At 62.8% G+C, this 21,919-nt stretch carries 20 protein-coding genes; 3 read left to right on the top strand and 17 right to left on the bottom strand.

Annotated features, from left to right (window positions below; genetic code table 11):
• Positions 1 to 26: 26 nt before the first annotated feature.
• The 8 genes from B0G75_RS01220 to B0G75_RS01185 all read right to left on the bottom strand — a co-directional run bounded on the left by B0G75_RS01220 (position 27) and on the right by B0G75_RS01185 (position 5,851).
• A complete protein-coding gene (locus B0G75_RS01220) occupies positions 27 to 1,301 on the bottom strand; it encodes an RNA polymerase sigma factor (protein ID WP_106299876.1) in 1,275 nt (424 codons plus the stop codon).
• Positions 1,302 to 1,305: 4 nt separating this feature from the next.
• Positions 1,306 to 1,713 (bottom strand): VOC family protein, encoded by a 408-nt coding sequence (locus B0G75_RS01215; protein WP_106299874.1) that lies wholly within the window; start codon positions 1,711 to 1,713, stop codon positions 1,306 to 1,308.
• Between the two features lie 57 nt (positions 1,714 to 1,770).
• Complete coding sequence (locus B0G75_RS01210; RefSeq protein WP_106299872.1) at positions 1,771 to 2,298, bottom strand: SRPBCC family protein; 528 nt, start codon at positions 2,296 to 2,298, stop codon at positions 1,771 to 1,773.
• 50 nt (positions 2,299 to 2,348) lie between these two features.
• Positions 2,349 to 2,762, bottom strand: coding sequence for a YciI family protein (locus tag B0G75_RS01205; protein WP_106299870.1), 414 nt, complete (start codon positions 2,760 to 2,762; stop codon positions 2,349 to 2,351).
• A gap of 149 nt (positions 2,763 to 2,911) precedes the next feature.
• Positions 2,912 to 3,265 (bottom strand): YciI family protein, encoded by a 354-nt coding sequence (locus B0G75_RS01200; RefSeq protein WP_012428896.1) that lies wholly within the window; start codon positions 3,263 to 3,265, stop codon positions 2,912 to 2,914.
• Between the two features lie 351 nt (positions 3,266 to 3,616).
• Positions 3,617 to 4,090 carry a hypothetical protein gene (locus tag B0G75_RS01195; RefSeq protein ID WP_106299868.1) on the bottom strand — a complete coding sequence of 158 codons (474 nt, stop codon included), beginning with the start codon at positions 4,088 to 4,090 and terminating at the stop codon, positions 3,617 to 3,619.
• Between the two features lie 1,061 nt (positions 4,091 to 5,151).
• A complete protein-coding gene (locus B0G75_RS01190; RefSeq protein WP_106299866.1) occupies positions 5,152 to 5,424 on the bottom strand; it encodes a DUF1488 domain-containing protein in 273 nt (90 codons plus the stop codon).
• A gap of 133 nt (positions 5,425 to 5,557) precedes the next feature.
• Positions 5,558 to 5,851, bottom strand: a complete 294-nt coding sequence (locus B0G75_RS01185) for a hypothetical protein (RefSeq protein WP_106299864.1) — start codon at positions 5,849 to 5,851, stop codon at positions 5,558 to 5,560.
• A gap of 377 nt (positions 5,852 to 6,228) precedes the next feature.
• Between B0G75_RS01185 and B0G75_RS01175 the strand changes: the two genes are divergently transcribed.
• Complete coding sequence (locus B0G75_RS01175; protein ID WP_106299860.1) at positions 6,229 to 6,702, top strand: GNAT family N-acetyltransferase; 474 nt, start codon at positions 6,229 to 6,231, stop codon at positions 6,700 to 6,702.
• Between the two features lie 35 nt (positions 6,703 to 6,737).
• Positions 6,738 to 7,088, top strand: a complete 351-nt coding sequence (locus B0G75_RS01170) for a DOPA 4,5-dioxygenase family protein (protein WP_106299858.1) — start codon at positions 6,738 to 6,740, stop codon at positions 7,086 to 7,088.
• 53 nt (positions 7,089 to 7,141) lie between these two features.
• Here the strand turns inward: B0G75_RS01170 and B0G75_RS01165 are convergent, their stop codons facing one another.
• The 6 genes from B0G75_RS01165 to B0G75_RS01140 form a co-directional block, all read right to left on the bottom strand.
• Entirely contained in the window at positions 7,142 to 7,453 is a 312-nt protein-coding gene (locus B0G75_RS01165) for a high-potential iron-sulfur protein (RefSeq protein WP_106299856.1), read from the bottom strand.
• A gap of 49 nt (positions 7,454 to 7,502) precedes the next feature.
• Positions 7,503 to 8,192: a nitroreductase gene (locus B0G75_RS01160; protein ID WP_106299854.1), complete on the bottom strand. Its 690-nt coding sequence runs from the start codon at positions 8,190 to 8,192 to the stop codon at positions 7,503 to 7,505.
• A gap of 107 nt (positions 8,193 to 8,299) precedes the next feature.
• On the bottom strand, positions 8,300 to 13,240 hold the full coding sequence (locus B0G75_RS01155) for a response regulator (RefSeq protein ID WP_106299852.1): 4,941 nt from the start codon (positions 13,238 to 13,240) through the stop codon (positions 8,300 to 8,302).
• A 328-nt stretch (positions 13,241 to 13,568) separates the two neighbouring features.
• On the bottom strand, positions 13,569 to 14,291 hold the full coding sequence (locus tag B0G75_RS01150) for a PepSY-associated TM helix domain-containing protein (RefSeq protein ID WP_106299850.1): 723 nt from the start codon (positions 14,289 to 14,291) through the stop codon (positions 13,569 to 13,571).
• Positions 14,288 to 14,971, bottom strand: coding sequence for a Fe2+-dependent dioxygenase (locus tag B0G75_RS01145; protein WP_106299848.1), 684 nt, complete (start codon positions 14,969 to 14,971; stop codon positions 14,288 to 14,290). The genes B0G75_RS01150 and B0G75_RS01145 overlap by 4 nt, the downstream gene beginning before the upstream one ends.
• A 69-nt stretch (positions 14,972 to 15,040) precedes the next feature.
• Positions 15,041 to 17,239, bottom strand: a complete 2,199-nt coding sequence (locus B0G75_RS01140) for a TonB-dependent siderophore receptor (RefSeq protein WP_106299846.1) — start codon at positions 17,237 to 17,239, stop codon at positions 15,041 to 15,043.
• Between the two features lie 453 nt (positions 17,240 to 17,692).
• Between B0G75_RS01140 and B0G75_RS01135 the strand changes: the two genes are divergently transcribed.
• Entirely contained in the window at positions 17,693 to 18,688 is a 996-nt protein-coding gene (locus B0G75_RS01135; RefSeq protein ID WP_106299844.1) for an aldo/keto reductase, read from the top strand.
• 33 nt (positions 18,689 to 18,721) lie between these two features.
• On the opposite strand, the gene B0G75_RS01130 is transcribed toward B0G75_RS01135, so the two are convergent.
• From B0G75_RS01130 to zwf, 3 genes are all read right to left on the bottom strand, one after another.
• Positions 18,722 to 19,291 carry a YbhB/YbcL family Raf kinase inhibitor-like protein gene (locus tag B0G75_RS01130; RefSeq protein WP_106299842.1) on the bottom strand — a complete coding sequence of 190 codons (570 nt, stop codon included), beginning with the start codon at positions 19,289 to 19,291 and terminating at the stop codon, positions 18,722 to 18,724.
• Between the two features lie 39 nt (positions 19,292 to 19,330).
• On the bottom strand, positions 19,331 to 20,110 hold the full coding sequence (locus B0G75_RS01125; RefSeq protein WP_106299840.1) for an ROK family protein: 780 nt from the start codon (positions 20,108 to 20,110) through the stop codon (positions 19,331 to 19,333).
• A gap of 167 nt (positions 20,111 to 20,277) precedes the next feature.
• On the bottom strand, positions 20,278 to 21,885 hold the full coding sequence (gene zwf / locus B0G75_RS01120) for a glucose-6-phosphate dehydrogenase (protein WP_106299837.1): 1,608 nt from the start codon (positions 21,883 to 21,885) through the stop codon (positions 20,278 to 20,280).
• Between the last annotated feature and the right edge of the window lie 34 nt (positions 21,886 to 21,919).

The following is a 21,919-nucleotide window of genomic DNA, read 5'->3' as shown; positions in this document are numbered from 1 at the left end:
CGGTTATAACGTTTAACGCGCTGCGCTCAATGCGCCATACCGTGCGCGCGTTCGAGCAGCAACTCGCGCTCGCGCGCATTGCGCGTCATCCCAGCGGCCCGTTCAAATTCGGCGCGTGCTTCTTCCACGCGTCCGAGCTTCGCCAGTAGATCGCCGCGTACGCTCGGCAGCCAGTGATAGTTCGCCAGCGCGGCGTCGCTAGCCAGTGCATCGACGATCTCCAAACCGGCCGCCGGACCGAACGCCATGCCGACCGCCACCGCGCGGTTCAACTCGACCACCGGCGACGGCGCCACTTGCGACAGCGCGTCATATAACGCGACGATCTGCGCCCAGTCGGTATCTTCTGCGCGACGCGCACGGGCGTGACATGCGGCGAGCGCTGCCTGCAACGCGTACGGGCCGCTCGCGCCGCCCAGCGCATGCGCGCTGTTGAGCGCAGCCAGTCCGCGACGGATCAGAAGCGGATCCCAGCGGCTGCGATCCTGATCGAGCAGAAGCACCGGACGGCCTTGCGCATCCGTGCGCGCATGCGTGCGCGAGGCCTGAATCTCCATCAGCGCGACGAGCCCATGCACTTCGCTTTCGTCGGGCACGAGACCGCTCAGCACGCGGCCAAGCCGCAGCGCTTCCTCGCAGAGCGCCGGGCGCATCCAGTCGTCTCCGGCCGTGGCCGAATAGCCTTCGTTGAAAATCAGATAGATGACCTGCAGCACCGAAGCGAGCCGCGGCGCGCGTGCGTCCGCTTGCGGCACCTCGAACGGCACCTTGGCCGCCGACAGCGTGCGCTTGGCCCGCACGATGCGCTGTGCGACGGTCGGCTCCGGCACCAGAAACGCGCGCGCGATTTCGTCCGTGGTGAGGCCGCCGAGCAGGCGCAGCGTGAGCGCGACGCGCGCATCGGTCGACAACACCGGGTGGCACGCGGTGAATACGAGCCGCAGCAGATCGTCGCCGATATCGTCGGCGCGGGCGGCATCGAGGGCATCGACGAAATCGGGCACGAGATGCGCCTCCATCGCGTCGAGATCGTGACCTAGCTCCTGACGCTTGCGGGCATGCAGCGCTTCCTGCCGCAGGCGGTCGAGGGCACGGTTCTTTGCGGTCGCCATCAGCCATGCTCCCGGGTTGTCGGGCACGCCCGCGTCGGGCCAATGTTCGAGCGCGGACACCAGCGCGTCTTGCGCCAGTTCCTCGGCGAGCCCGACGTCGCGCACGATCCGCGCGACGTGGGCGATGACCTTGGCGGATTCGATCCGCCAGACTGCCTCGATGGCACGGTGGGTGGCTGCCGTGGTCACAGCTTCAGCCCGCCGCCTTGCCGTTCGGGTCCATGTAAATGAGCTCCCAGATGTGGCCGTCGATATCCTCGAAGCCGTGCCCATACATGAAGCCGTAGTCCTGCGGCGCTCGCGGTACGGTGCCGCCGGCGGCGAGCGCTTTGGCGACCAGCGCATCCACCTCCGCCCGGCTTTCGCACGACAGGCCCACCAGCGCTTCCGTGCTTTCCTTCGGATCGCACAGCGACTTGCGCGTGAACGACTTGAACAGGTCCTTGACCAGCAGCATCGCGTAGATGTTATCGCCGAGGATCAGACACGCCGCCTGTTCGTTTGTGAATTGTGGTTCAAAGCTCAAACCGATCGCGCTGAAGAAGGCTTTCGATCGTTCGAGATTATCGACCGCGAGATTGACGTAGATCTGCTTATGCATGACGAAGTCCAATGATCGGTTGTGGACAGGGCGCGGCGGGAACGCCCTGCGCCGTGTTCAACTCGCCTCGGCGAGCGTTTTCAGATTGTTCAGGCCGTCCTCGAAATCCTTGCCGACCATTTTGTCCATGCTGAAGAAAACCTGAATCAGCTTCGACATGAACGGCGCGGGTCCATGCATCGCCCAGGTCACTTCAGTCGCGCCCGCTTCAGGCTTCAACGTGAATTCGGCCATGTTGTGCGCTTCGAACGGCTTCAAAAAATCGAGGTTGAGCGTCACGCTCGAGGGCACGGCCGTATCGACGATCTCCATTTGCCCCACGCCGACCTTTTCGCTTTGCCACGCGTAACGCGCGCCCTTGCCGCTCGGCGTGCCGCTATACGTGCCTTGGGTCGCGGGGTCTTTACGCAAGAACGGATTCCACAAATTGAATTGATGGAGATTGTCGATCAGCGAGTAAATCCGCTCCGGCGGCGCCTGGATGCGCACGCTGCGTTCGATGCGAAAGCTGCCGGGCCGGGTCGCCGCGTAGGCCAGCAACAGGCCCACGGCCGCGACCACGGCGATCAGTATGGTCTTGAGCATGATGAATCCCTTCGATAGAGCCGGAGCGGCGCGCGCTTTGCGTTTGCGCTTCAGCGTTTGCCGGCGTCCAGTTCGCGGAACCGCTCCAACTCCGCGCCGGGTTCGAAGTCGTCGAATTCGAACAGTTGACGCACCTCGATTTCGCCGTCCGCCTGGTCACCGAAGGGCGGCGGAAAGCGCCGCGCCCATTCCATGGCTTCTTCACGCGAGCGCACCTGGATCAGCGTGTAGCCGGCAATCAGTTCTTTGGTTTCTGGAAACGGCCCGTCGACCACCGAGCGCTTGCCGCCGCTGTAGCGAATGCGCCAGCCTTTCGAACTCGGTTGCAGGCCGGTGGCGTCGAGCAGCACGCCGGCTTTGGCCAATTCTTCGTGATACGCGCCCATCGCGGCCATCAGGGACGCGTCCGGCATCTCGCCGGCTTCGCTGGCAGCGGTCGCTTTTACGAGGATCATGAATCGCATCGCCGTGAATCCTTATCGTTGTATGAGGGAGAGCCGCGCCCGTGGCTGGCTTCTTTACTCACACGACGAACAACGCGCGGCCGGATCGACACACTTGCCGATCCGCCAGGGAAAACCCCGAAACCACATGCCGTCGATGCGCGAATCGGCTAGAGGAAACAGGGGCCGAGCTTGCGGACCTCGACCGTGCACCACGTTGCGGCCGGGCAGGCTTCGGCAATCGCCACGGCTTCTTCACGCGTCTCGACATTGAGAAGGAAGAACCCGCCGACCATTTCCTTGGCTTCGGCGAACGGGCCGTCGAGCAATTTCGGCTGACCGTCGCGCACCTGTACGCGCACGGCGTCGTTCAAGGACGTGAGCGATTCGACCGCGACCAGTTTGCCGCGCGCTTTGAGATCGGCGGAGAAGCGGACCATCTGATCGTAGACTTCGCGGCCCGCGGCTTCGCCGCGTTCAATGCGTTGATTCGGGGGTTCGACGATAAGCAGCATATAAGACATGGCGTCTCCGATTTTGATCGCGCCGCGGATGTGAACGCCCTGGAGGCGTATCAAGGCAAAAACGCGCGTGCGGTGGGCTGGCGAGAGGCAGTCTAACAAGCATGAAAGCCTCCGGCAAACCTGATCCGGCATTGGCGCGGCGGCCCATTGGACGTTTTACGGAGACTCGTAATATCCGCGCGTATGGGGAGATTTTTTATTGGGCGGTACTGTAGCGCTGCCTTAAAGCATTTCGACGGCACACGACGATTAGCGCCGTTCTCTTGCTACGTCGCCGCGGTTGAATGAAAAAAACGCCCCACGGGGCGTTTCATTTGCGCGTATGAAAAAGGAGAAACGCGTGCGGTCGGCTTAGACCGTAGCTTCCGCAATCGCCTGCACCTGCGCGGACCTCATCAATCCTTCGATCATTCGCGCTTCCGCGCTCGCGATCTCGCTCAGCGATGCCACGGACAGTTGTCCGTCGAGAATCGCCAACGCCGTGCACAAACGGGCGTATTCGCCGTCTTGCAATACCCACGCGCCTTCGTCGTGTTCACGCATATCGAGCTGCACCATCGCGGCGTGTGCGTTTTCGATGTCGGACAGAACGTCTTCGCCGAGGCCAAGGCGCGCAAGTTCCTGCGACACCAGCAAATGCCGGCTCAACGTCATATGCAGATTCCGCGAGCCGTGGCCGTGCCGGAATGCATCGAGGGCGGTATAGCACTGCAGGAGCATCGCCGACGTAACCGGCTCATGAGCGGTGCGGCTATAGGTCAGCGCGCGCAACAACGGGGACATGGCCGACTGGTTGTGCTTGCGGACTCGCGATTTACTGGACATATCGGTTGAACCTCCTTCTCTAACTCTCGGCTTCGCCACCGAATTCTTTTGCTCCGGTGGCAAACGCCGCCGATACGCCGGCGGCTTGACAGGCCCTGATGTGAGTCTGTGCAGCCATCATGGCAAGCAACTATTAAGACAGACTTAAACGGACTTCAAGTCCGGTTTGTACGCAGCATCTCACACTACGCAACCCGCCGGTTGTTCGATTCCGCCAAAAGCGTGGCGCGCAGCGCGACGTTGGGATATCGGTTCGAACTTGCCGATTACAAGTCGCGTCGCGTGTCACGACGAAAAAAAACCCTGTTCCCGCGAGGGAACAGGGCCTGACAGGATGAAACAGTCGAACTCGCGCGTGGATGCTCGCCGACATATAACCACCGCAAACTCGCAAAGCTGTTGTTACTTGAACTACACCTGCTGAAGCTGTGTTGCCTGGACTGCCACTGCAAATAAAACCGTGCTGCGTGAAATACCACGACAAATAAAAAGGTGCTGCCGATACTGCTGCTGCAAAATCATTCGTTTCAGAACTGCACACTGCAATCACAGTCGGGTCCTTCGCCTTCAACATCGCCTGACTGCAACCCCCTGCTGATTCACGCGCAAATTACGTGGATCGCGCGCCGTTTGCATTGCTTCTACTACCTACTGCTTTACTGCCCTGCCGCGTTCGACAACCACGGCAAACTGCCATCAACGGTACGGTTCAAAACAACGCGGGGGGAAGACCGCGTCGATGGGGCTCGGTGATTTGTCGCTCCATGGAAAACAGTGTATTCCGGCACGTGCGAATGCAATTGGGCGAAGCGAAGGGATTTGGCAGGCCAGTTTGGCGGATCGGTGTAACAGGCCGGTTTCGGCAGAGGTGAGCGGCGGACAGCCTGCGCCGTCGCTGCAAAACATGCGGTTATCGAGCGGGCCGGATCGTCGTCGACGACCTCGGCTGCACAGCCGAGAAATGCGCGGATCGGAATGGCAACGACGCGAGCGACGGCACCGTCACCGTCGCTCGCCGATCTTTGCGCATGTGAGCTTGCACGACGCGCAGCGTGATCTCTTCAACCGCGTGCAACGAAATCGCTGATCGTCAGCAGCACTTTTTCGCCCGGACGCGCCAGCAGTTTTCTTTCCGCTACAGCGGTGATGCGTTTGCGGCCGTCGGCAAACGTCTTCAGGACACGTTCCTCGCCCGCGCCGCGTTGCAGCCAGAAGTGCTGCTCCAGGGCCTCACGCGTGACGGCGCACTCGAGGTCCCGGCCTCGCGTCGAAAGCTGGAAAATCACCGTGCGTCCGTCTGCCGAGACGCTTGGTTCAAATTCGATAATCTCCATGGCCCACCTCGCAAAGTTCGTTAAACCGCTCGCCGTGTTGAACGAACGACACCGAAAAAAACTGAATACAGATGCGAAACACGCGTCGAGTTCTTTCGACTGATCAATGCACGCTATCGCGCCACGGCCAGGCTCACTGTGCGCTGGACCACTGTCGGTTGGCGGAAGCATGCGCGCCGGACCAGCGCGGACGTTTCGCGCGGAACTCGTGCAGCAGCGCATTCAACCCTTCCGTCATGGCTTGCGTACCGCGCCGCACGCCTCGCGACGCGGACGACAGCGCGAACCAGGAATGCGGCGGCCGAAGCTCGTGGCACATGCCGCGCGCATCGGCAAAGCGCAGACAACCGGTGTCGGGATAAAAGACGAGCGTGATCGCGTCGCCGTCGACCCCGTGCGTGACCGTAAGTGGTTTCGTATTCAGCATTTTCGTTGTTCTGCCAGGTTGGCGTCGTTCATCGGCGGTTCGACCTTCAAACCCGCACGCGCCAGCAATTCGCGAGTGAGGCAAAAGCAAAGCGCATGCCAATGAACGAAAAACGTGTCGTGCGAATAGCGGCGAACACAACGCGAATAGTCCGCACCAGGCCGCCAGCACACCGCAAACGCCGAGCGCGCCTGAAGCAACGCACGCGGTAACGCACCAATCCGTCGCAGCACAGACCCTATGACGACGGCATCGGCACGACCGGCGACTGGCAAATTCGAGAGCCACAAACATAACCGCGTGGTAAAAAAGCGCTGCTGGCGCGACAATTCACGACCATTCTTACTGGCCGCCGGCACGCCGAAAACGCTACCAACATGTCCGTTCAAGAACCTGTCTTCACCCTGCGCCCGGCATTGGACACGGACGAGGCCTTTCTATTCGAGCTGCGCAAGGCGACCATGACGGAGCACCTGGCGCGCGTCGGCGAACCGTCGGACGATACCGAGCATCGCGCGCGTCTGCTGCATCGTTATGACACAGCCCGCGTGATTTGCATCGACGGCGCGCCCGCCGGTTTGCTCAAAGCGCATCGCACCGACGCCGAGTGGGTCGTCGTGCAATTGCAGATCGCGCCTGCGCTGCAAGGGCGCGGTATCGGCGAACGCGCGCTGCACACGGTGTTGCGCGCCGCGCAGGCCGACGCACTGCCGGTGACCCTCAAGGTACTCAAAGGCAATCCCGCGCAGCGCCTTTACGAGCGCCTCGGCTTCGAGATCGTCGGCGAAGATGAGAGACAGTTTCACATGAGGCGCACGCCGCGCGCGTCGGCGGAAATTGAAGCAGAATGAATGTCGGATAAAGACAGATACGCAACGGACTTGATATGACCTTTCGCGACATCTCCGCCATCACGAGCTGGCACGCCCACGTGTATTTCGACGCGGGCAGCCGCGACGCCGCATGGACTTTCCGCGAGCAGATCGACGCGCACTGGGGCGACGCACTGCAACTGGGCCGCTTTCACGAGCGCGCGGTCGGACCGCATCCCATGTGGTCGTATCAGCTCGCGTTCACGCAATCGCAGTTCGCCGACGTGGTCGGCTGGCTCACGCTCAATCACGGCGCGCTGGATATCTTCCTGCACCCCAATACCGGCGATGCGTTACGCGATCATCGCGACGCAGCCGTATGGATCGGCCATTCGTACGAACTGGTGCTGAGCGCGTTAAGTTGACCGCATGTAAGTGCGGCGCGCGACAAACCGGAGCGCGCGCCGCCTCTTGCCATTCACATATTCGAGTACGAACTGCACCAGCCGCGGGCGGCGACTTGCTTGTCGCCGAACAGCGTGCATCCGCCGTATGCGTCGTTGGCTTTGCCCTGGAACAGCGAGCAGTTGGCACAGCTTTGTCCGGCGGCGTAGCCCGGAAACTTCGCTTTGTCGACCTTGGACGCGTCCTCTTTATAGCCGACGGCTTGGGCCTTCGGATCGGATTCGCTGAGTGTATTTGCCGTGTCGGCGAAGGCGCCACGGGTGAGCATGAGCGCGGAGCCCGCGCTCACGCCCAGCAGCAGAAAATGGCGACGCGATGTTTTCATATGGGTCCGATGGAAAGTGGGGACTTGCCTCGATTGCGATCAAGCGCCGTCAATCGAGAAATCGCGTGAACCGTTCGACTGGTTCGCGCTCGGTGCGCAACGTGTTGACCAAAGCGTTTTCGTCGGCGAAACCGAGTGACATGCCGCACACCAGTTGCTCTTCAGGCGACAAGCCGAGCTGCTCAGCAATCACCCGATGAAACGGCGTAAACGCGACTTGCGGACACGTATCGAGACCCCGCCCGCGCGCGGCCGTCATGATCGCCTGCAGGAACATGCCGTAGTCGAGCCAACTGCCGCGCTCCATCACCCGGTCGATGGTGAAGAACAAGCCCACCGGCGCGCCGAAGAAGCGATAGTTTTGCGCGTGCTGCTCGTGCATGCGCGCCTTGTCGCCCTTTTCGATGCCGAGCAAACCATACAGATCCCAGCCGATTTTGCGGCGCCGGTCGATGTACGGCGACACCCATCGATGCGGATAGTACGGATACTCCTCCTGGTACAGCGCGTCGCGTTGCGGGTGGTCGTAAGCGTCGAGCAAGGCCTGCGAGAGACGCGCCAGCGACTTGCCCGTCACCACGCAGACCTTCCACGGCTGCGTATTGGTGCCCGACGGCGCGCGGCTGGCGGCTTCAAGAATGGCTTCGATATCGGCGCGCGGCACCGGCGTGGGCAGAAAGGCGCGAATCGAACGCCGCGTGAGGAGCGCGGCGTCGACGTTGTTGACGGGTGTGGTCATCGGCGAATTCCGGTGGAACCAGCAGTTGTGGCGGTCTCCGGGAATTCTAGCGCGAGCGCGCACTTTCCCGCTGGCGCGCCGGCAACGCCGGCCGCGCGCAGCGCGGTTTAGCGCAGTGGCGTTTTCAGCGCATCGATGAGATCGAGCGGATCGTAGGGCTTGCGCAGCAGCATCGCGTGCGGCAAGACCGCGCGCTGCGCCGGCGTCAGCACGAGGTCGTAGCCGGTCAGAAAGATCACGCGCAGATCAGGCCGCTCGCGACATACGTCGAGCGCCAGATCGATGCCCGACTTACCCGCCAGCCCCACGTCGGTCAACATCACGCTGATCGCGTGTTCGCTGAGAATCTGCTTGGCATCATGCTCGCCTTCGGCCTCCAGAATGTCGAAGTCGAACGTGCGCAGCAATTCGGCAGTGCTCACACGAATCAGTTCGTCGTCTTCCACCAGCAGAATCCGCGGCCGCGTTTGAGTGACGAAACTATCGGCGCCATCCGGCGTCATGGGTGGATCGATCTCGAGAAGATGCTGCTCGGCCGCGGCGATTTCGGCTGCCTGCGGATTCTGCGCTTGCAGTACGTAGCGCACCTTGCGCGCCAACGCTTCGTGCGTATAGGGCTTGCTGAGCAATTCGATGCCTTCATCGAGCCGCCCTGAATGCACGATCGCGTTGTCCGTGTAGCCCGACGTGAACAGCACCGCGATCGCCGGCAACCGCTCGCGCGCCTTGCGGGCGAGTTCGGTGCTGCGCAACGGGCCGGGCATCACCACATCGGTAAACAGCATGTCGATCGGCACGCCACTTTCGACGATCGCCAGCGCGCTTTGCGCGTCTTTCGCTTTCAGCACGCGGTAGCCGAGATCGGAGAGCATTTCGACCACGGTCGTGCGCACTTCCTCGTCGTCTTCGACCGCGAGAATCGTTTCCGTGCCGCCCTTGGCGGGACCGGCTTCGATATTCGTTTCGAGGTCTTCTTCCTGACGCACCCGCGGCAGATAGATGCGGATCGTGGTGCCGTGGCCTTCTTCGCTGTAGATCTTCACATGGCCGCCGGATTGCTTGACGAAGCCATACACCATGCTCAAGCCGAGGCCCGTGCCCTGGCCTTCGGCCTTGGTCGTGAAGAACGGTTCGAACACGCGCTCGCGCACTTCCGGCGACATGCCGGCGCCCGTGTCGGTGACCGCCAGCATCACGTACTGGCCCGGCGTGACCTCCGCGTTGCGTTTGGCATAGGCGTCATCGAGCGCGGCGTTGCCGGCTTCGATCGTGAGCTTGCCGTGGCCGTTCATGGCGTCGCGCGCGTTGATTGCCAGATTCAGCAGCGCGTTCTCGACCTGGAACGGATCGACCAGCGTATTCCACAAGCCGCCCGACACGATCGTTTCGATTTCGACGCCGTCGCCGAGCGCGCGTCTCAGCATGTCGTCGAGACCGCGCACGAAGCGGCCGAGATTGACGACCTTCGGCGCGAGCGGCTGACGCCGCCCGAACGCGAGCAGTTGCGAGGCGAGGTTCGCGCCGCGCGCGACGCCCGCCAGCGCATTGCGCACGCGCTGCTCGGGCTTCTCCGAACCCGCGACGTCTTTCGCCAGCAGCTGCAGATTGCCGCCGATCACTTGCAGCAGGTTGTTGAAGTCGTGCGCGACGCCGCCCGTGAGCTTGCCGATCGCTTCCATCTTTTGCGCCATGCGCAGCGCTTCTTCGGCGTGCCGCAGCGCTTCGGTGGTTTCCTTATCAGCGGTGACGTCGCGGCCCACGCCGTGAATGCGCGCCGTGTCGGGATCGAGCGCGAGTGTCCACGCGACCCAGCGCCACGTGCCGTCGATCCGCTTGAAGCGGTTTTCGTAACGCACCGGCACGCCCGTTCTGCGCAGTTCGGCCAGGTGCGTGCGGACCGTCTCTAGGTCATCGGGATGAACCAGATCGACATAGGAACGCGACATGAGCCAATGCACGTTATGACCGAGCGCCGTACTCCACGATGGACTCACACGCTGCAAGCGGCCCTCGATATCGGCCACGACCAGCAGATCCTCGCTCAGCTCCCACAGACGGTCGCGGTCCGCCACCGTTTCGATCACGCGGCGCTCCAGCGTTTCGTTCAGATCGCGCAATGCGCTTTGCGCCTTGGTGCGCTCGGCGATTTCGGTTTGCGCCGCCTGATACAGGCGCGCGTTGTCGATGGCGATCGCCGCCTGCGCCGCGATGCCGGCCACGATCCGCTCGGCGCGCTCGGTGAACACGCCGGGCTCCGGGTGACCGAAGAACAGGCCGCCGACCACTTCGCCGCCGCGCGATTGCACCGGCGCGGCCAGATAGCTGCGCACCTTCAGATGACCGTCCGGCATGCCACGATGCGGCGCGTTGTGGCCATAGCGCGGATCCTGCGTGATGTCGTCGACGCGCACGATGCCTTCGCCCTCGAACGTCGGCGCGAACACCGCCGTGTTGCGCGGCATGGGAAACCGCTCGAACGCTTCCTTCGGCACGCCGGAAAGCGTGTACAGCATGTAGCTGCCGCCCTTCTGGTCGAGCACGTTGTAGAAGAACGAGCCGAACGCGGCGCCTGTCAATTCGGTAGCCGCGTCAGTCACGATCTGCACCGCGCGCTTCAGATCGAGTTCGGCCGCCACCGTGGAACCGACGCGGTTGAGGATCTCCAGCGTGCGCGATTCCTCGCGCAGCTTCATCTCGGTCTCGCGACGCAAGCGCGCGAGTTGCAGGTTGCCCGACACGCGGGCCAGCAGTTCGCGCGCGGAGAAGGGCTTGGTCAGATAGTCGTCGGCGCCATGCTCGATCCCGTCGACGCGCGCTTCCTCACCCGCGCGGGCCGACAGCATCAGCACCGGCGTGTCGCGCAAATCCGGATCGGCGCGCAGTGCGCGCAGCAGGCCGAAGCCGTCGAGGCGCGGCATCATCACGTCGGAGAGCACCAGATCGGGCGGCTCCGCGCGCGCGGCTTCGAGCGCCGCCTGACCGTCGCTCGCGAGCCGCACGTCGTGGCCCGCCGCCCGCAATATGCGGCTCATGTACTCACGCAAGTCCGCATTGTCGTCGACGACCAGCAGCCGCGCGGCGGCGGCCGGCGCAGCCTCGGGCGACGTCTCGCCGGCCGAGGCCGTTTCGATCGACGCGCCGTCCACGATCTCGTTCTCCGGACTCCAGCGCAACGCGGCATCGACATAGCTGCGCGCGTGCTTGCTCATGGTGGCATGCACGCCTGTGTCCTCGCGCTGGGACGGCACGGCACCGCGCGGCAGCGAAACGGTAAAGCACGCGCCTTCGCCGAGCACACTGTCGACCCGCACGGTACCGCCGTGCAGCTTCACCAGTTCCTGCACCATCGCGAGCCCGATGCCGCTGCCTTCGACCGAGCGCCCCGGTGCGCCCGCCACGCGATGAAAGCGCTCAAAGAGACGCGGCACTTCTTCTTCCGCGACACCGATGCCGCTATCCGTCACGCTGACCTCGACGCCGCCTGTGACCGCGCGCACCGCGACCCGGATCGTGCCGAAGAACGTGAACTTGTACGCGTTCGACAGCAGGTTCATCACGACCTTTTCCCACATGTCGCGGTCAAGCTGCACGACCACGGGCGTAGCCGGAATCTCCACGTCGAGGCGCAGGCCGGCCGCCTCGATCGCGGACTGGAACAGCGACGCGAGTTCGGCCGTGAAGGACGCGATGTCGGTGGGCTGCGTGTGAATCTCGATGCGCCCCGCCTCGATCCGCGAGAAATCCAGCAACGCGTTGACGAGTTTGAGCAGGCGCAAGCCATTGCGATGCGTGATTTCGATCAGCGCGCGGTCGTCGATATCGCTGCGTGTCTGCGCGTTATCACCGTTCGCGGCTGGCTGCGGCCTGGCGAGCAGTTCTTCGAGCGGGCCGAGCATCAGCGTCAACGGCGTGCGGAATTCATGGCTGATGTTGGAGAAGAACGTGGTCTTCGCCCGATCGATTTCGGCCAGCGCCTCCGCACGCCGCCGCTCTTCTTCATACGCCTGCGCGTAGCCGATCGCCGCGCCGATCTGGCCGGCAACCAGGTTCAGGAAGCTGCGGTAGGCGTCGTCGAGAAGGCGGCAAGGATTCAGGCCGGCGATCAGCAGCACTGTTTGCGTCGACTCGCTGCCGGCCGACACCGGCAGGATGACCGCCTGCTCCGGCGCGAGATGCCACGGACCGCTCGGCAATGCGGTGCCGAAACGCCGCGTCAAGTCGCGCACGATCTGCGGCGCCTGGATATCGAGGACGTCGGCGATCGGCCAGAGCGATTCACCGACGCGCATCGTCTGCGGCGCCGCCGGATGGCCCGGCTCGATACCGCACGCGCCGACCAGTGTGACCGTGTCGCTGCCGGGTTCGGCTGCGTAAAGCAAGGCGAAGGGCAGGTCTTGCGGATTCGCCTGCAACGCACGCGCGCTGAGTTCGCAGGCCTCGCACCAGTCGCGGCCGTCCGGACTCACCGCCGCCAGTTCCTTCAATAACGCCAGTTGCCGTTCGCCGACCACCTGCGCCGTGTCGTCGCTGTTGGCGCAGATGATCCCGCCCGGTTCGCCGTCCTCGCCGGGAATGGGGCTGTACGAGAAGGTGTAATACGTCTCCTCCGGAAAGCCGTTGCGCTCCATGATGAGCAGCTTCTGTTCGACGAAGATGCCCTCGGCGCCCGCCAGCGCCGTATCCAGAAGTGGCTCGATGTCAGTCCAGATTTCTCGCCACACGACGCGGGTCGGTTGACCAAGCGCGACCGGATGCTTGCCGCCGATGATCGATTTATACGGGTCGTTGTAAAAATAGAGCAGCTCGTCGCCCCAGCCGATCCAAAGCGGCTGACGCGACGTGAGCATGATGCGGATCGCGATCTTCAGGCCTTGTGGCCAGGTGTCGGGAGCGCCGAGCGCTGTCTGCGTCCAGTCGTAGGCGCGGATCAGCGCGCCCAGTTCGCCGCCGCCGGCAAGGAAGGACGGCGCGGCCGAGCCGGCGGGCGATGCATCCGACATGAAGCGGTCCGGCTCTTTCAACGCGATCTCCTCGACGCGGCGGGTCATATTCGTGCGGACCGCTATTGCAAATGCGGTGCCTGATACGACGGATGGCTAACGATCACCACGCAATTAATGTAGCGCGATTCTCGCACGTAGCGGTGTGCCGGCGGAAGGTGAGACGACGCGCCGAAAGCCCAAGCAGCAGGCTTTTCGCGGCGTGAGACTGGATGTTACGCGGAGGCTTGGGCAGAGTCGACGAGACGCCGCGAAATGAAACCGAACCGCAGGTAAAACGTACCTTGACGCAATGGGTGCGGAGAGGCAATTTTCCCGATCGCCACGCCTTTGGCGCGCGACCGGATTTCTTCGATCACTGCGGGTTTGCAATGTATTACAGCAGACCCACGCAGACCGCGGCGACGATCGAGCCCAGCACCAACACCGCGCCGATGGTTTTGCGTTTGTTCAACTCGGTCCAGAGCAGAACGCCGGTGAGCGACAGCAAGATGATGCTGCCTGCGAGCGTATCGATCAGCAGCACCCAGCCGACGCTCAGGCCCACGCCCTTGTGCAGGTTCGTCAGCATGGCGAGAAACGTGTTCTCGCTGCGCTTGACCGTCACATAGCCGTTGCCCACCCAGTACTCGGCGGACGTGTTCTCATGCGGTGACGCGAAATTGAGCTGCCAGTGCTCCGGCTGGACGACACTACGCTCGCCCCACGCCACCGGGTGAGCCGGCTCTTTCTGCACGCGCCCGGGCATGCCCGCCAGTTTCAGTTCGTGCTTGAGCCACATGCCCAACTCACGCGGCGTTTCCGGCGCGGGTTGCGGCAACGGCACCTGCAGCATTGCCACTTGCGGCTCGCCGGTCGACACTTTGAGCGGTCCGCCGCGATGGTTCAGCAGGAACCCCGTGGTGCCGAACAACAAACCCAACGCCGCGCCCCACAAGCCGACCCAGCCATGCACCTTGCGCAGCCATTTGACGAAGGTGGCGCGGCGCGAACGCTGCTGCCGCGCTTTCAATTCGTCGTTGTCGAGCCGCTGCGGCTCGCGCGTCGTTCGGTCGATGCCCGCGGGCGCTTGAATATCGATTGCCTCGGGTACGCTCACGTATCACTCCAGGTTCGCAACAGATTGTGATAGATGCCGACAAGGCTGCGGCGCGCGGTATCGTCGGCGTTACTGGCGTTCAGCCGTTGAATCGCGGTGTCCATGTCGAACAGCATCGCGCGCTGTGTATCGCTGCGCACGAGGCTTTGCACCCAGAAGAAACTTGCGATCCGCGCGCCGCGCGTGACCGGCGTGACCTGATGCAAACTCGTTGCCGGATAGACGATCATGTCGCCGGCCGGCAGTTTGACCTGCTGCACGCCGTACGTGTCTTCGATCACGAGTTCGCCACCGTCGTAGTCGGCGGGATCGGAAATGAACAGCGTCACCGAGACGTCGGTGCGCAGCTTCACGCCATTGGGCAGCACGCGCACGGCTCCGTCGACGTGACTGCCGAACTGCATGCCGCCTTCGTACCGGTTGAACAGCGGCGGATACACCTGGTTCGGCAACACCGCGCTGATGAACAGCGGGTTGCGTTCGATCGAGGCGAGAATCACGTCGCCGAGTTCACGCGCAACCGGCGTGTGCTCGGCGATCTGCTGATTGCGTTTGACGGGCGCACCCTGATAACCGGCGGTCGCGCGGCCGTCGACCCAGGCGTCGCCGGCCTGGTCGAGCCGCTCGCGCACGAGCCGCAACTGCTCGGCGTTCAGTACGTTCGGTATGTGCAGCAACATGGTGTTTCCTCTTTGCGTCGGCTTGCCGTCTTGGAAAACGGCAAGCCTAACGCATCCGTTCAACGCGTATCAAAAGCGGTAGTCGAACGTCGCCAGCAAAGTGCGGCCGATACCCGGCACGGAACGGCCGCCGTCGGACGGGATCAGCGCGTCGTAGTAGTACTTGTTGGTCATGTTCAACAGGTTCAGGCGCACGTCGTATTTCTTCGCGTGATACGCAGCGGTCGCATCCCAGCGCGTGTAGCCCGGCACTTGCACGTAGTTCGTATTCGATGCATAGCGCGGCGACATATACGTCGGACCGCCGCCGATTTCCCAGTGAGGCGTGATCGCGTAGGTGGTCCAGAACGTCAGCGTGTTGCGCGGCGTGTTGGCCGGCACATGCCCTTGCGTACCGTCGCGCGCCTTCAGGATGATGGCGTCCATGTAGGTGTAGCCGCCGAATACTTGCCACTTGTCGGTAATGTGGCCCGTCACGCCGGCCTGGAATCCGTCGACGCGAACGTCGCCGTCGAGCTCGTATTCGGTCGGCGAGACTTGCGTGCGCGCGTTGGTCTTTTCTTCGCGGAAGAACGACGACGTCACCGAGAGATTGCCGCCGAGCAGATCCCATTTGCCGCCGACTTCGTACGACTTGGTCGACTCGGGCGCGAGGTTCTGCGTGAGGTTGGTGACCGTCAGCGCTTCGAGCGACGGGTTGAACGACGTGCCATACGACACGTAGTACGACTGCCAGTCGGTCGGCTGATAGATCACGCCAGCGCGCACGCTGGTGAAGAAGTTGGTTTGCGTCGCATAGCCCGGCTGGCTGATCGTGTTGTGGATCTGCGCCTGGAAGCGATCCCAACGCAATCCGCCGATCACCTTCCACTGCTGGCCGATCGACACGGTATCGTTCACGTACGCGCCGATTTCGTTCGAGCCGGAATCGGCGTAGTTGCCGACCGTGGTGGTCACACCGGCAGGGTTAGAAAGATACGCCGGGTTCACCATCGACACGACCGGCAAGTTGTTGCGGGTTTGCGCCTGGTTCGAATAGCTGTCGTGACCGAGGTCGACGCCGGCAATCAGGTCGTGCTTGATCGGGCCGGTGACGAACTTGTATTGCAGCATCGTGTCGTTGTACAGCGAGTGGTTCTCGATCACACGGTCGTGGCTTTGCAACTTGATGAACAGCTGCGACGGCGACAGCGTCGTGAAATTGCCGTTGCTCAACGCGGGGCTGGTGGCGCGCGGCCCCGTCAACACAGCTTGCGGCGCGGTTTCGCGCGCGTCGGTCATCGAGTGCGAGAACTGCGTCTGGTTCGTCAGGATCAGGTTGTCCGAGAACTTGTGCTTGATCCCGGCCGTGACGGTCTGGATGTCCTGGATCGTGCGGTCGGTGGTCAAGCCGTAGAAGGTGTTCTTCGGCACCGGCGACGGGCGGCCGTTCAACGCCTGCACGCCGTAGTCCGGCATGTCGTAGTTGTGCTGGATCAGCGCGGAGATCGTCACTTCGGTAGGCGTGCCGATGCCGAAGCGCACTTCCGGCGCGATACCGTAGTCCTTGTTCTTCATCTCGTCGCGCGTCGAACCGAGACTTTGGCCGAATGCGTTCAGGCGAATCGCCGAGGTATCCGTCAGCTTGTGGTTCACGTCGACGGTGCTGCGATATTTGGCGTCCGTGCCGATCATGCCCGTGACTTCCGCCGAGTCGTGCAGGTTCGCTTTCTTGCTGACCTGGTTGATCACGCCGCCCGTCGAGCCGCGGCCGAACAGCATCGACGACGGGCCGTACAGCACTTCGAGTTCTTCGAGGTCGAAGGTATCGCGATAGTACTGGTTGCGATCGCGGAAGCCGTCCAGGTAGATGTCGTTCTGTGCGGTGAAACCACGCAGGTTGATGTTGTTGCCGATCTGGCCGCCCTCGGCCGCGCCGATCGTCACGCCCGGTGCATTGCGCAACGCGTCCTGGAACGAAGTGGCGCCTTGCGACTGCAGCACGGCCTTATTGATGACGGTGACGGTCTGCGGAATGTCGCGCAGCGCCGTGGGCGTCTTTGCACCCACCGTCGCACGCTCCGCCTGGAAGTCCTGTTGTTCTGCTTGCGCCGCCACGCCGATGGTGGGCAAGCTGCCGGTGTCGGCTGCGGTGGTTATCGTCGCGTTTGCATTCGCGGCCGGCTGCTGCGAAGTGGTTTGCGGAGCAGTCTGCGCGACCGCCGGAGTCGCAAAAGGAACGGCAAAAGCTAACGCTAACGCAGTCGCAAGCGGCGTGTGGTTGAACATGGGAATTCCCGTCGGAGATGCGTTTGCCGGATTCGCATGTCTGAGACGGAATCGACGGCAAAGTCGCAATTGGCTGGCTGCCGGTCTCGTGCGCACGGCACCGACGACGGGATGGCTGGCTACTGGTTAAATGAGAATCGATATCATTCCATACGCATAAAGGTGCATCAATCGCGACATCGCTTACCCCTAGTAACAGAATTGTTTCTGTTTTTTACGGATGTAGGCTTTTTGTAATTTATATGCGCATCGCCTCGCTCGATCCTTACGTGTTTGTAATATTAAGAGCATTGAAAGGAAAGACTTTCACCGTCGAAAGTAAAAACGACGCCGCCGACAGGCTTTCAACTAAGTAACAATCGGTCGCGCCTGCAGCCCACACTCGATCCCGACTCGGTTTATCCTTTTTGCAACACTGCTTATCGAACTGTTCCGTTCATCCCGGAGTTGACCATGCAATACCGCAAATTCGGCCGTACCGGCCTGACCGTGTCGCGCCTATGTCTCGGCACGATGACTTTCGGCCTGCAGACTGAAGAAGATGTCTCGCATCGCATTCTCGACACGGCGGCGGATGCCGGCGTGAACTTCATCGACACGGCCAACGTGTATCCGCTCGGCGGCACGGAAAACCTTGCCGGCCGCACGGAAGAGATCGTCGGGCGTTGGCTGAAGGGCAAACGCGAGCGCTTCATTCTGGCGACCAAAGCGGTGGGCAAGATGGGGCCGTCGGCGTGGGATCAAGGCGCGTCGCGCAAACATCTGCTGGATGCGATCGACGCCTCGCTGCAACGCCTCGGCACGGATTACGTGGACCTCTACCAGCTCCACTCCGACGACACGAATACACCGCTCGACGAAACGCTCGAGGCGCTCGACGTGGTCGTTCGCTCAGGCAAGGCGCGCTATATCGGCGTGTCGAACTTTCTCGCGTATCGGCTGGCGCGCGCGTTGGGTCGCGCCGATGTGCTGCGCGTGGCGCGCTTCGTCTCCGTGCAGCCTCGCTATAACTTGCTGTTCCGTCAGATCGAGCGTGAATTGTTGCCGCTCGCCGCCGAAGAGCAATTAGCCGTGATGCCGTACAACCCGCTCGCGGGCGGCCTGCTCACGGGCAAGCATCAACTGGATGCCGCGCCCACGTCCGGCCGATTCACCGAAACCGTCGGTAAGGCCGGCGCGATGTATCAGCAACGGTACTGGCACAAACGCGAGTTCGAGACGATCGAGCAATTGAAGGCGATCGTTGCGCCGACCGGCGAATCGTTGACGCGGGTTTCGCTCGCCTGGGTGCTGGCCAATCCGCTCGTCACGTCGGCGATTATCGGCGCGAGCCGCGTCGAGCAATTGAGCGACACGCTCGCGGCGTCCGAACTCGTGCTCGACGAGCAGATCAAGACGCAGCTCGACGAAGCGAGTGTGGAATATCGCTGGGGCGACGCGGCGCGATGAGCTTGTTCAAACGGGCGGCGAAGGCCGCGGCGTTCATCGCCCGTAACGCAGCACCGTGCTCGTCGCCGCAATCACGTGATCCTTGATTGCGGCGAACAACGCGTCCCGCGTCAAACCGGGCGGCAGTGCATCCGGCGGCAGATCGAGCGCATAGACTTGCGCGACGTAGTGATGCGGATTGTCGCCCACAGGCGGGCAGGGTCCCCGATAGCCGGTGGCGCCCGTCTGATTCGTTCCGGCGACGCTGCCGGGCGGCTGGCTGGCGCCGGCGTCGAGCGACGTCGTCGAGGGCGCGACGCCATATAGCACCCAGTGCACGATTCCCAGACCCTTCGCGCCGTCGGGATCGAAAAGGGTCACCGCATAACTCTTCGTGCCGGCGGGCGCGTTGCGCCATTGCAGGGCCGGCGATACATTGCCGCCGCCGCAATTGTTCGCGCTCGCCGCGTGGCTCGAATCCAGCGTGCCGCCGTCGGCCAGTCCCGGCGACGACACCACGAAAACTTCTGCCGCCACGACATGCACCGCGGCAAGCGCCAGCGCGGCGGACACGCCGACCGGTAACAGGCGTCGTGCGACGCCGAAGCGATTGCTGCCAATCATCGTTTCTGACTCCGGCCAAGGTTTAGCGGTGGTTCGACATTACTTGAAGCGGCCCGTCCGCTCATTCGCTTCCGGCAGTTGCCGCGTCTCGCGCACGGAACTCGGATGCCATAGACGCGCGCCGCCTTCGATACCTGCATCGTTCGAAACGGTGGCGACGTTCGCCGGCAGATCGAACGCGAGGCGTGCCGCGTTGCCGCCGCCGATCCACAGCTTGTCGTAGTTCACGAGCGTACTCAGAATCCCGATCACCTTCTCAACGCGCCGGTTCCACCGTTTATTCCCGGCTTTTTGACGCGCCGCGTCGCCGATGTATTCGTCGTACGCCACGCCCTTCTTGCTGACGGGGTGATGCGCCAGCTCCAGATGAGGCATCAACTCGCCGTCGCGGAACATCGCCGTGCCCGCGCCCGTGCCGAGCGTCAGCACGAATTCGAGGCCCTGGCCTTCGATCGCGGCGAAGCCCTGCATCTCGGCGTCGTTGATCATGCGCACCGGCAGGCCGCCCAGGCGCTGCGCCAGCGAATCGGCGAGCGGAATGTCATGCCAGCCTTCCACGCCGAAGTGCGGCGCGGTCAGAATGCGGTTGTTGCGCACCACGCCCGGAAAGCCGATCGACATCAGCGTAGGCGGCTCCTGTTCGACGAGCGGTGCAACCAGCTTTGCCAGCGCGTCCACGAGTTGATCCGGCGTGCACGGATGCGGCGTCGCTACCCGCAGGCGCTCGGTTTTCATGTTGCCGTCCGCGTCGATGATCGCGGCTTTCAAACCCGTGCCGCCGACGTCGATCGCCAGAATCCGCTCAGTGCTGCTTGTCACCTTCGGCTTAGTTGACGGCTTAGTTGACGGCTTACTTGACCGTTTAAGCGCCGCCTTCGCTGGCGCTTTGCTTGCCGTCTTGCCCGGCGTCTTCGTCGCCGTCTTACGTGTCGTCTTGCGTGTCACCACGGTGTCCCCCGATTGTGTTGGTGCGACTCGTCGTTGAATTACTTCTTCTGCAAAGCCTCCCGCTTCAACGGCCGCCACGCGTGACCGTCGCGCGCCAATAGCGCGTCTGCTTCCGCGGGGCCTTCGCTGCCGGCCGCATAGCCATGCACCGGTACAGCGCCACCGGTTTTCGGATGCAGCACGTCGTCCACCGCGCACCAGCTCGTTTCGATGCTGTCGGCGCGCTGAAACAGCGTCTCGTCGCCGAGCATGCAATCGTAGAGCAAGGTTTCATAACCGACGTTGGCGCGTTCCGCGAAGAAGTCGCCATAGTCGAACGACGACTGCACCGCACCGATCTGCATGACCGGCCCCGGTGTTTTCACGTTGAAGTCGAAGCTCGTGCCATGCGCCGGATCGATGCGCAAGGTCAGCACGTTCGGCGTGAGCGCGTCGACGGGTGTGTCGCGGAATAAGCGAAACGGCACCGGCTTCAGTTGCACCGAGATTTCCGTGCGACGCGCGGCCAATCGTTTGCCAGTGCGCAAATAAAACGGCACGCCGGCCCAGCGCCAGTTCTCGACGAACACGCGCGCCGCGGCATAGGTTTCCGTCGTGCTGTTCGGTGCGACGTCCGGCTCTTCGAGGTAGCCGATGCCGGCCGGGCCCTTTTCGTATTGACCGAACACGACGTCGTCCGGCGTCAACGGCTTGATCGCGTCGAAGATTTCGGCCTTCTTGTCGCGCACGGCTTCGGCGTCGAACGAATTGGGTGGTTCCATGGCGACCATGCCGAGCAACTGGAACAGGTGGTTAGGGAGCATGTCGCGGAACGCGCCGGTCTGTTCGTAGAACTTGCCGCGCCCTTCCACACCGATGGTTTCCGCCGCCGTGATCTGCACACTGTCGATATATTCGCGCCGCCACATCGGTTCGAACAGCGCGTTGGCGAAGCGCACCGCGAGAATGCTCTGCACGGTGTCTTTGCCGAGAAAGTGATCGATGCGATACACCTGCTCTTCTTTTGCATACGACAGGATGTGCGCGTTCAGATCTTTCGCGGAAGCGAGATCGGTGCCAAACGGTTTCTCGATCACGATCCGGCGGAAGCCGCCGCCGTCGCCCTCTTTCAGCAGACCCGCTTTGCCGAGATGCTCGACGATCGGTTTGAAGAAGCGCGAGCTGACCGCGAGATAGAAGATCACGTTGCCGCCCGGCGTCTGTTCAAGCTTTTGCTTGAGCTTCGTGAAAGTATCGTCGGTTTCGAATTCGCCGGACATGTATTCGAGGCGTTGCGCGACCCAGTCCCACGCCTTGTCGTCGAGCTTGCCGGCGTGGAAGGTGCTGGCCTTGTCGGCAGCGAACTGTTCGAGCGACTTGTGCAGATCTTCACGCCACGCGTTCGTCTCGCGCTCGCCGTGATTCACGCCGATGATTTTCATTCCATCATCGAGCAGGCCATCCACCGCGAGGTTGTACAGCGCCGGCATCAGCAGCCGCTTGGTCAGGTCGCCGCCGGCGCCGAAGATCACCAGCGTGCACGGTGGCGCGGGCCGCTTGCCGGGCGGCGAGGCCGGCGCTTCCTGCGGACTCGCGCTGACTTTGCAGCTCGGTGGTTGACTGGCGGCGGGACGATCGGCTGCTGGGGTATTCGGTGTAGTCGACATGGGATTCACTTTTGGAAACCAATAGAACGGACGT

It is taken from the genome of Paraburkholderia sp. BL18I3N2 (genome assembly GCF_003001875.1).
In the GTDB taxonomy this organism is placed as follows: Bacteria; Pseudomonadota; Gammaproteobacteria; order Burkholderiales; family Burkholderiaceae; genus Paraburkholderia; species Paraburkholderia phytofirmans.
Note: the sequence above shows the minus strand (reverse complement) of the source record. Positions and strands in the feature narration are given on the sequence as shown.

Coding starts and splice junctions, on each gene's coding strand:
- B0G75_RS01215 (WP_106299874.1), bottom strand. CDS start 1,713: ATGCATAAGCAGATCTACGTCAATCTCGCGGTCGATAATCTCGAACGA.
- B0G75_RS01210 (WP_106299872.1), bottom strand. CDS start 2,298: ATGCTCAAGACCATACTGATCGCCGTGGTCGCGGCCGTGGGCCTGTTG.
- B0G75_RS01205 (WP_106299870.1), bottom strand. CDS start 2,762: ATGCGATTCATGATCCTCGTAAAAGCGACCGCTGCCAGCGAAGCCGGC.
- B0G75_RS01200 (WP_012428896.1), bottom strand. CDS start 3,265: ATGTCTTATATGCTGCTTATCGTCGAACCCCCGAATCAACGCATTGAA.
- B0G75_RS01195 (WP_106299868.1), bottom strand. CDS start 4,090: ATGTCCAGTAAATCGCGAGTCCGCAAGCACAACCAGTCGGCCATGTCC.
- B0G75_RS01190 (WP_106299866.1), bottom strand. CDS start 5,424: ATGGAGATTATCGAATTTGAACCAAGCGTCTCGGCAGACGGACGCACG.
- B0G75_RS01185 (WP_106299864.1), bottom strand. CDS start 5,851: ATGCTGAATACGAAACCACTTACGGTCACGCACGGGGTCGACGGCGAC.
- B0G75_RS01175 (WP_106299860.1), top strand. CDS start 6,229: ATGTCCGTTCAAGAACCTGTCTTCACCCTGCGCCCGGCATTGGACACG.
- B0G75_RS01170 (WP_106299858.1), top strand. CDS start 6,738: ATGACCTTTCGCGACATCTCCGCCATCACGAGCTGGCACGCCCACGTG.
- B0G75_RS01165 (WP_106299856.1), bottom strand. CDS start 7,453: ATGAAAACATCGCGTCGCCATTTTCTGCTGCTGGGCGTGAGCGCGGGC.
- B0G75_RS01160 (WP_106299854.1), bottom strand. CDS start 8,192: ATGACCACACCCGTCAACAACGTCGACGCCGCGCTCCTCACGCGGCGT.
- B0G75_RS01155 (WP_106299852.1), bottom strand. CDS start 13,240: ATGACCCGCCGCGTCGAGGAGATCGCGTTGAAAGAGCCGGACCGCTTC.
- B0G75_RS01145 (WP_106299848.1), bottom strand. CDS start 14,971: ATGTTGCTGCACATACCGAACGTACTGAACGCCGAGCAGTTGCGGCTC.
- B0G75_RS01140 (WP_106299846.1), bottom strand. CDS start 17,239: ATGTTCAACCACACGCCGCTTGCGACTGCGTTAGCGTTAGCTTTTGCC.
- B0G75_RS01135 (WP_106299844.1), top strand. CDS start 17,693: ATGCAATACCGCAAATTCGGCCGTACCGGCCTGACCGTGTCGCGCCTA.
- B0G75_RS01130 (WP_106299842.1), bottom strand. CDS start 19,291: ATGATTGGCAGCAATCGCTTCGGCGTCGCACGACGCCTGTTACCGGTC.
- zwf (WP_106299837.1), bottom strand. CDS start 21,885: ATGTCGACTACACCGAATACCCCAGCAGCCGATCGTCCCGCCGCCAGT.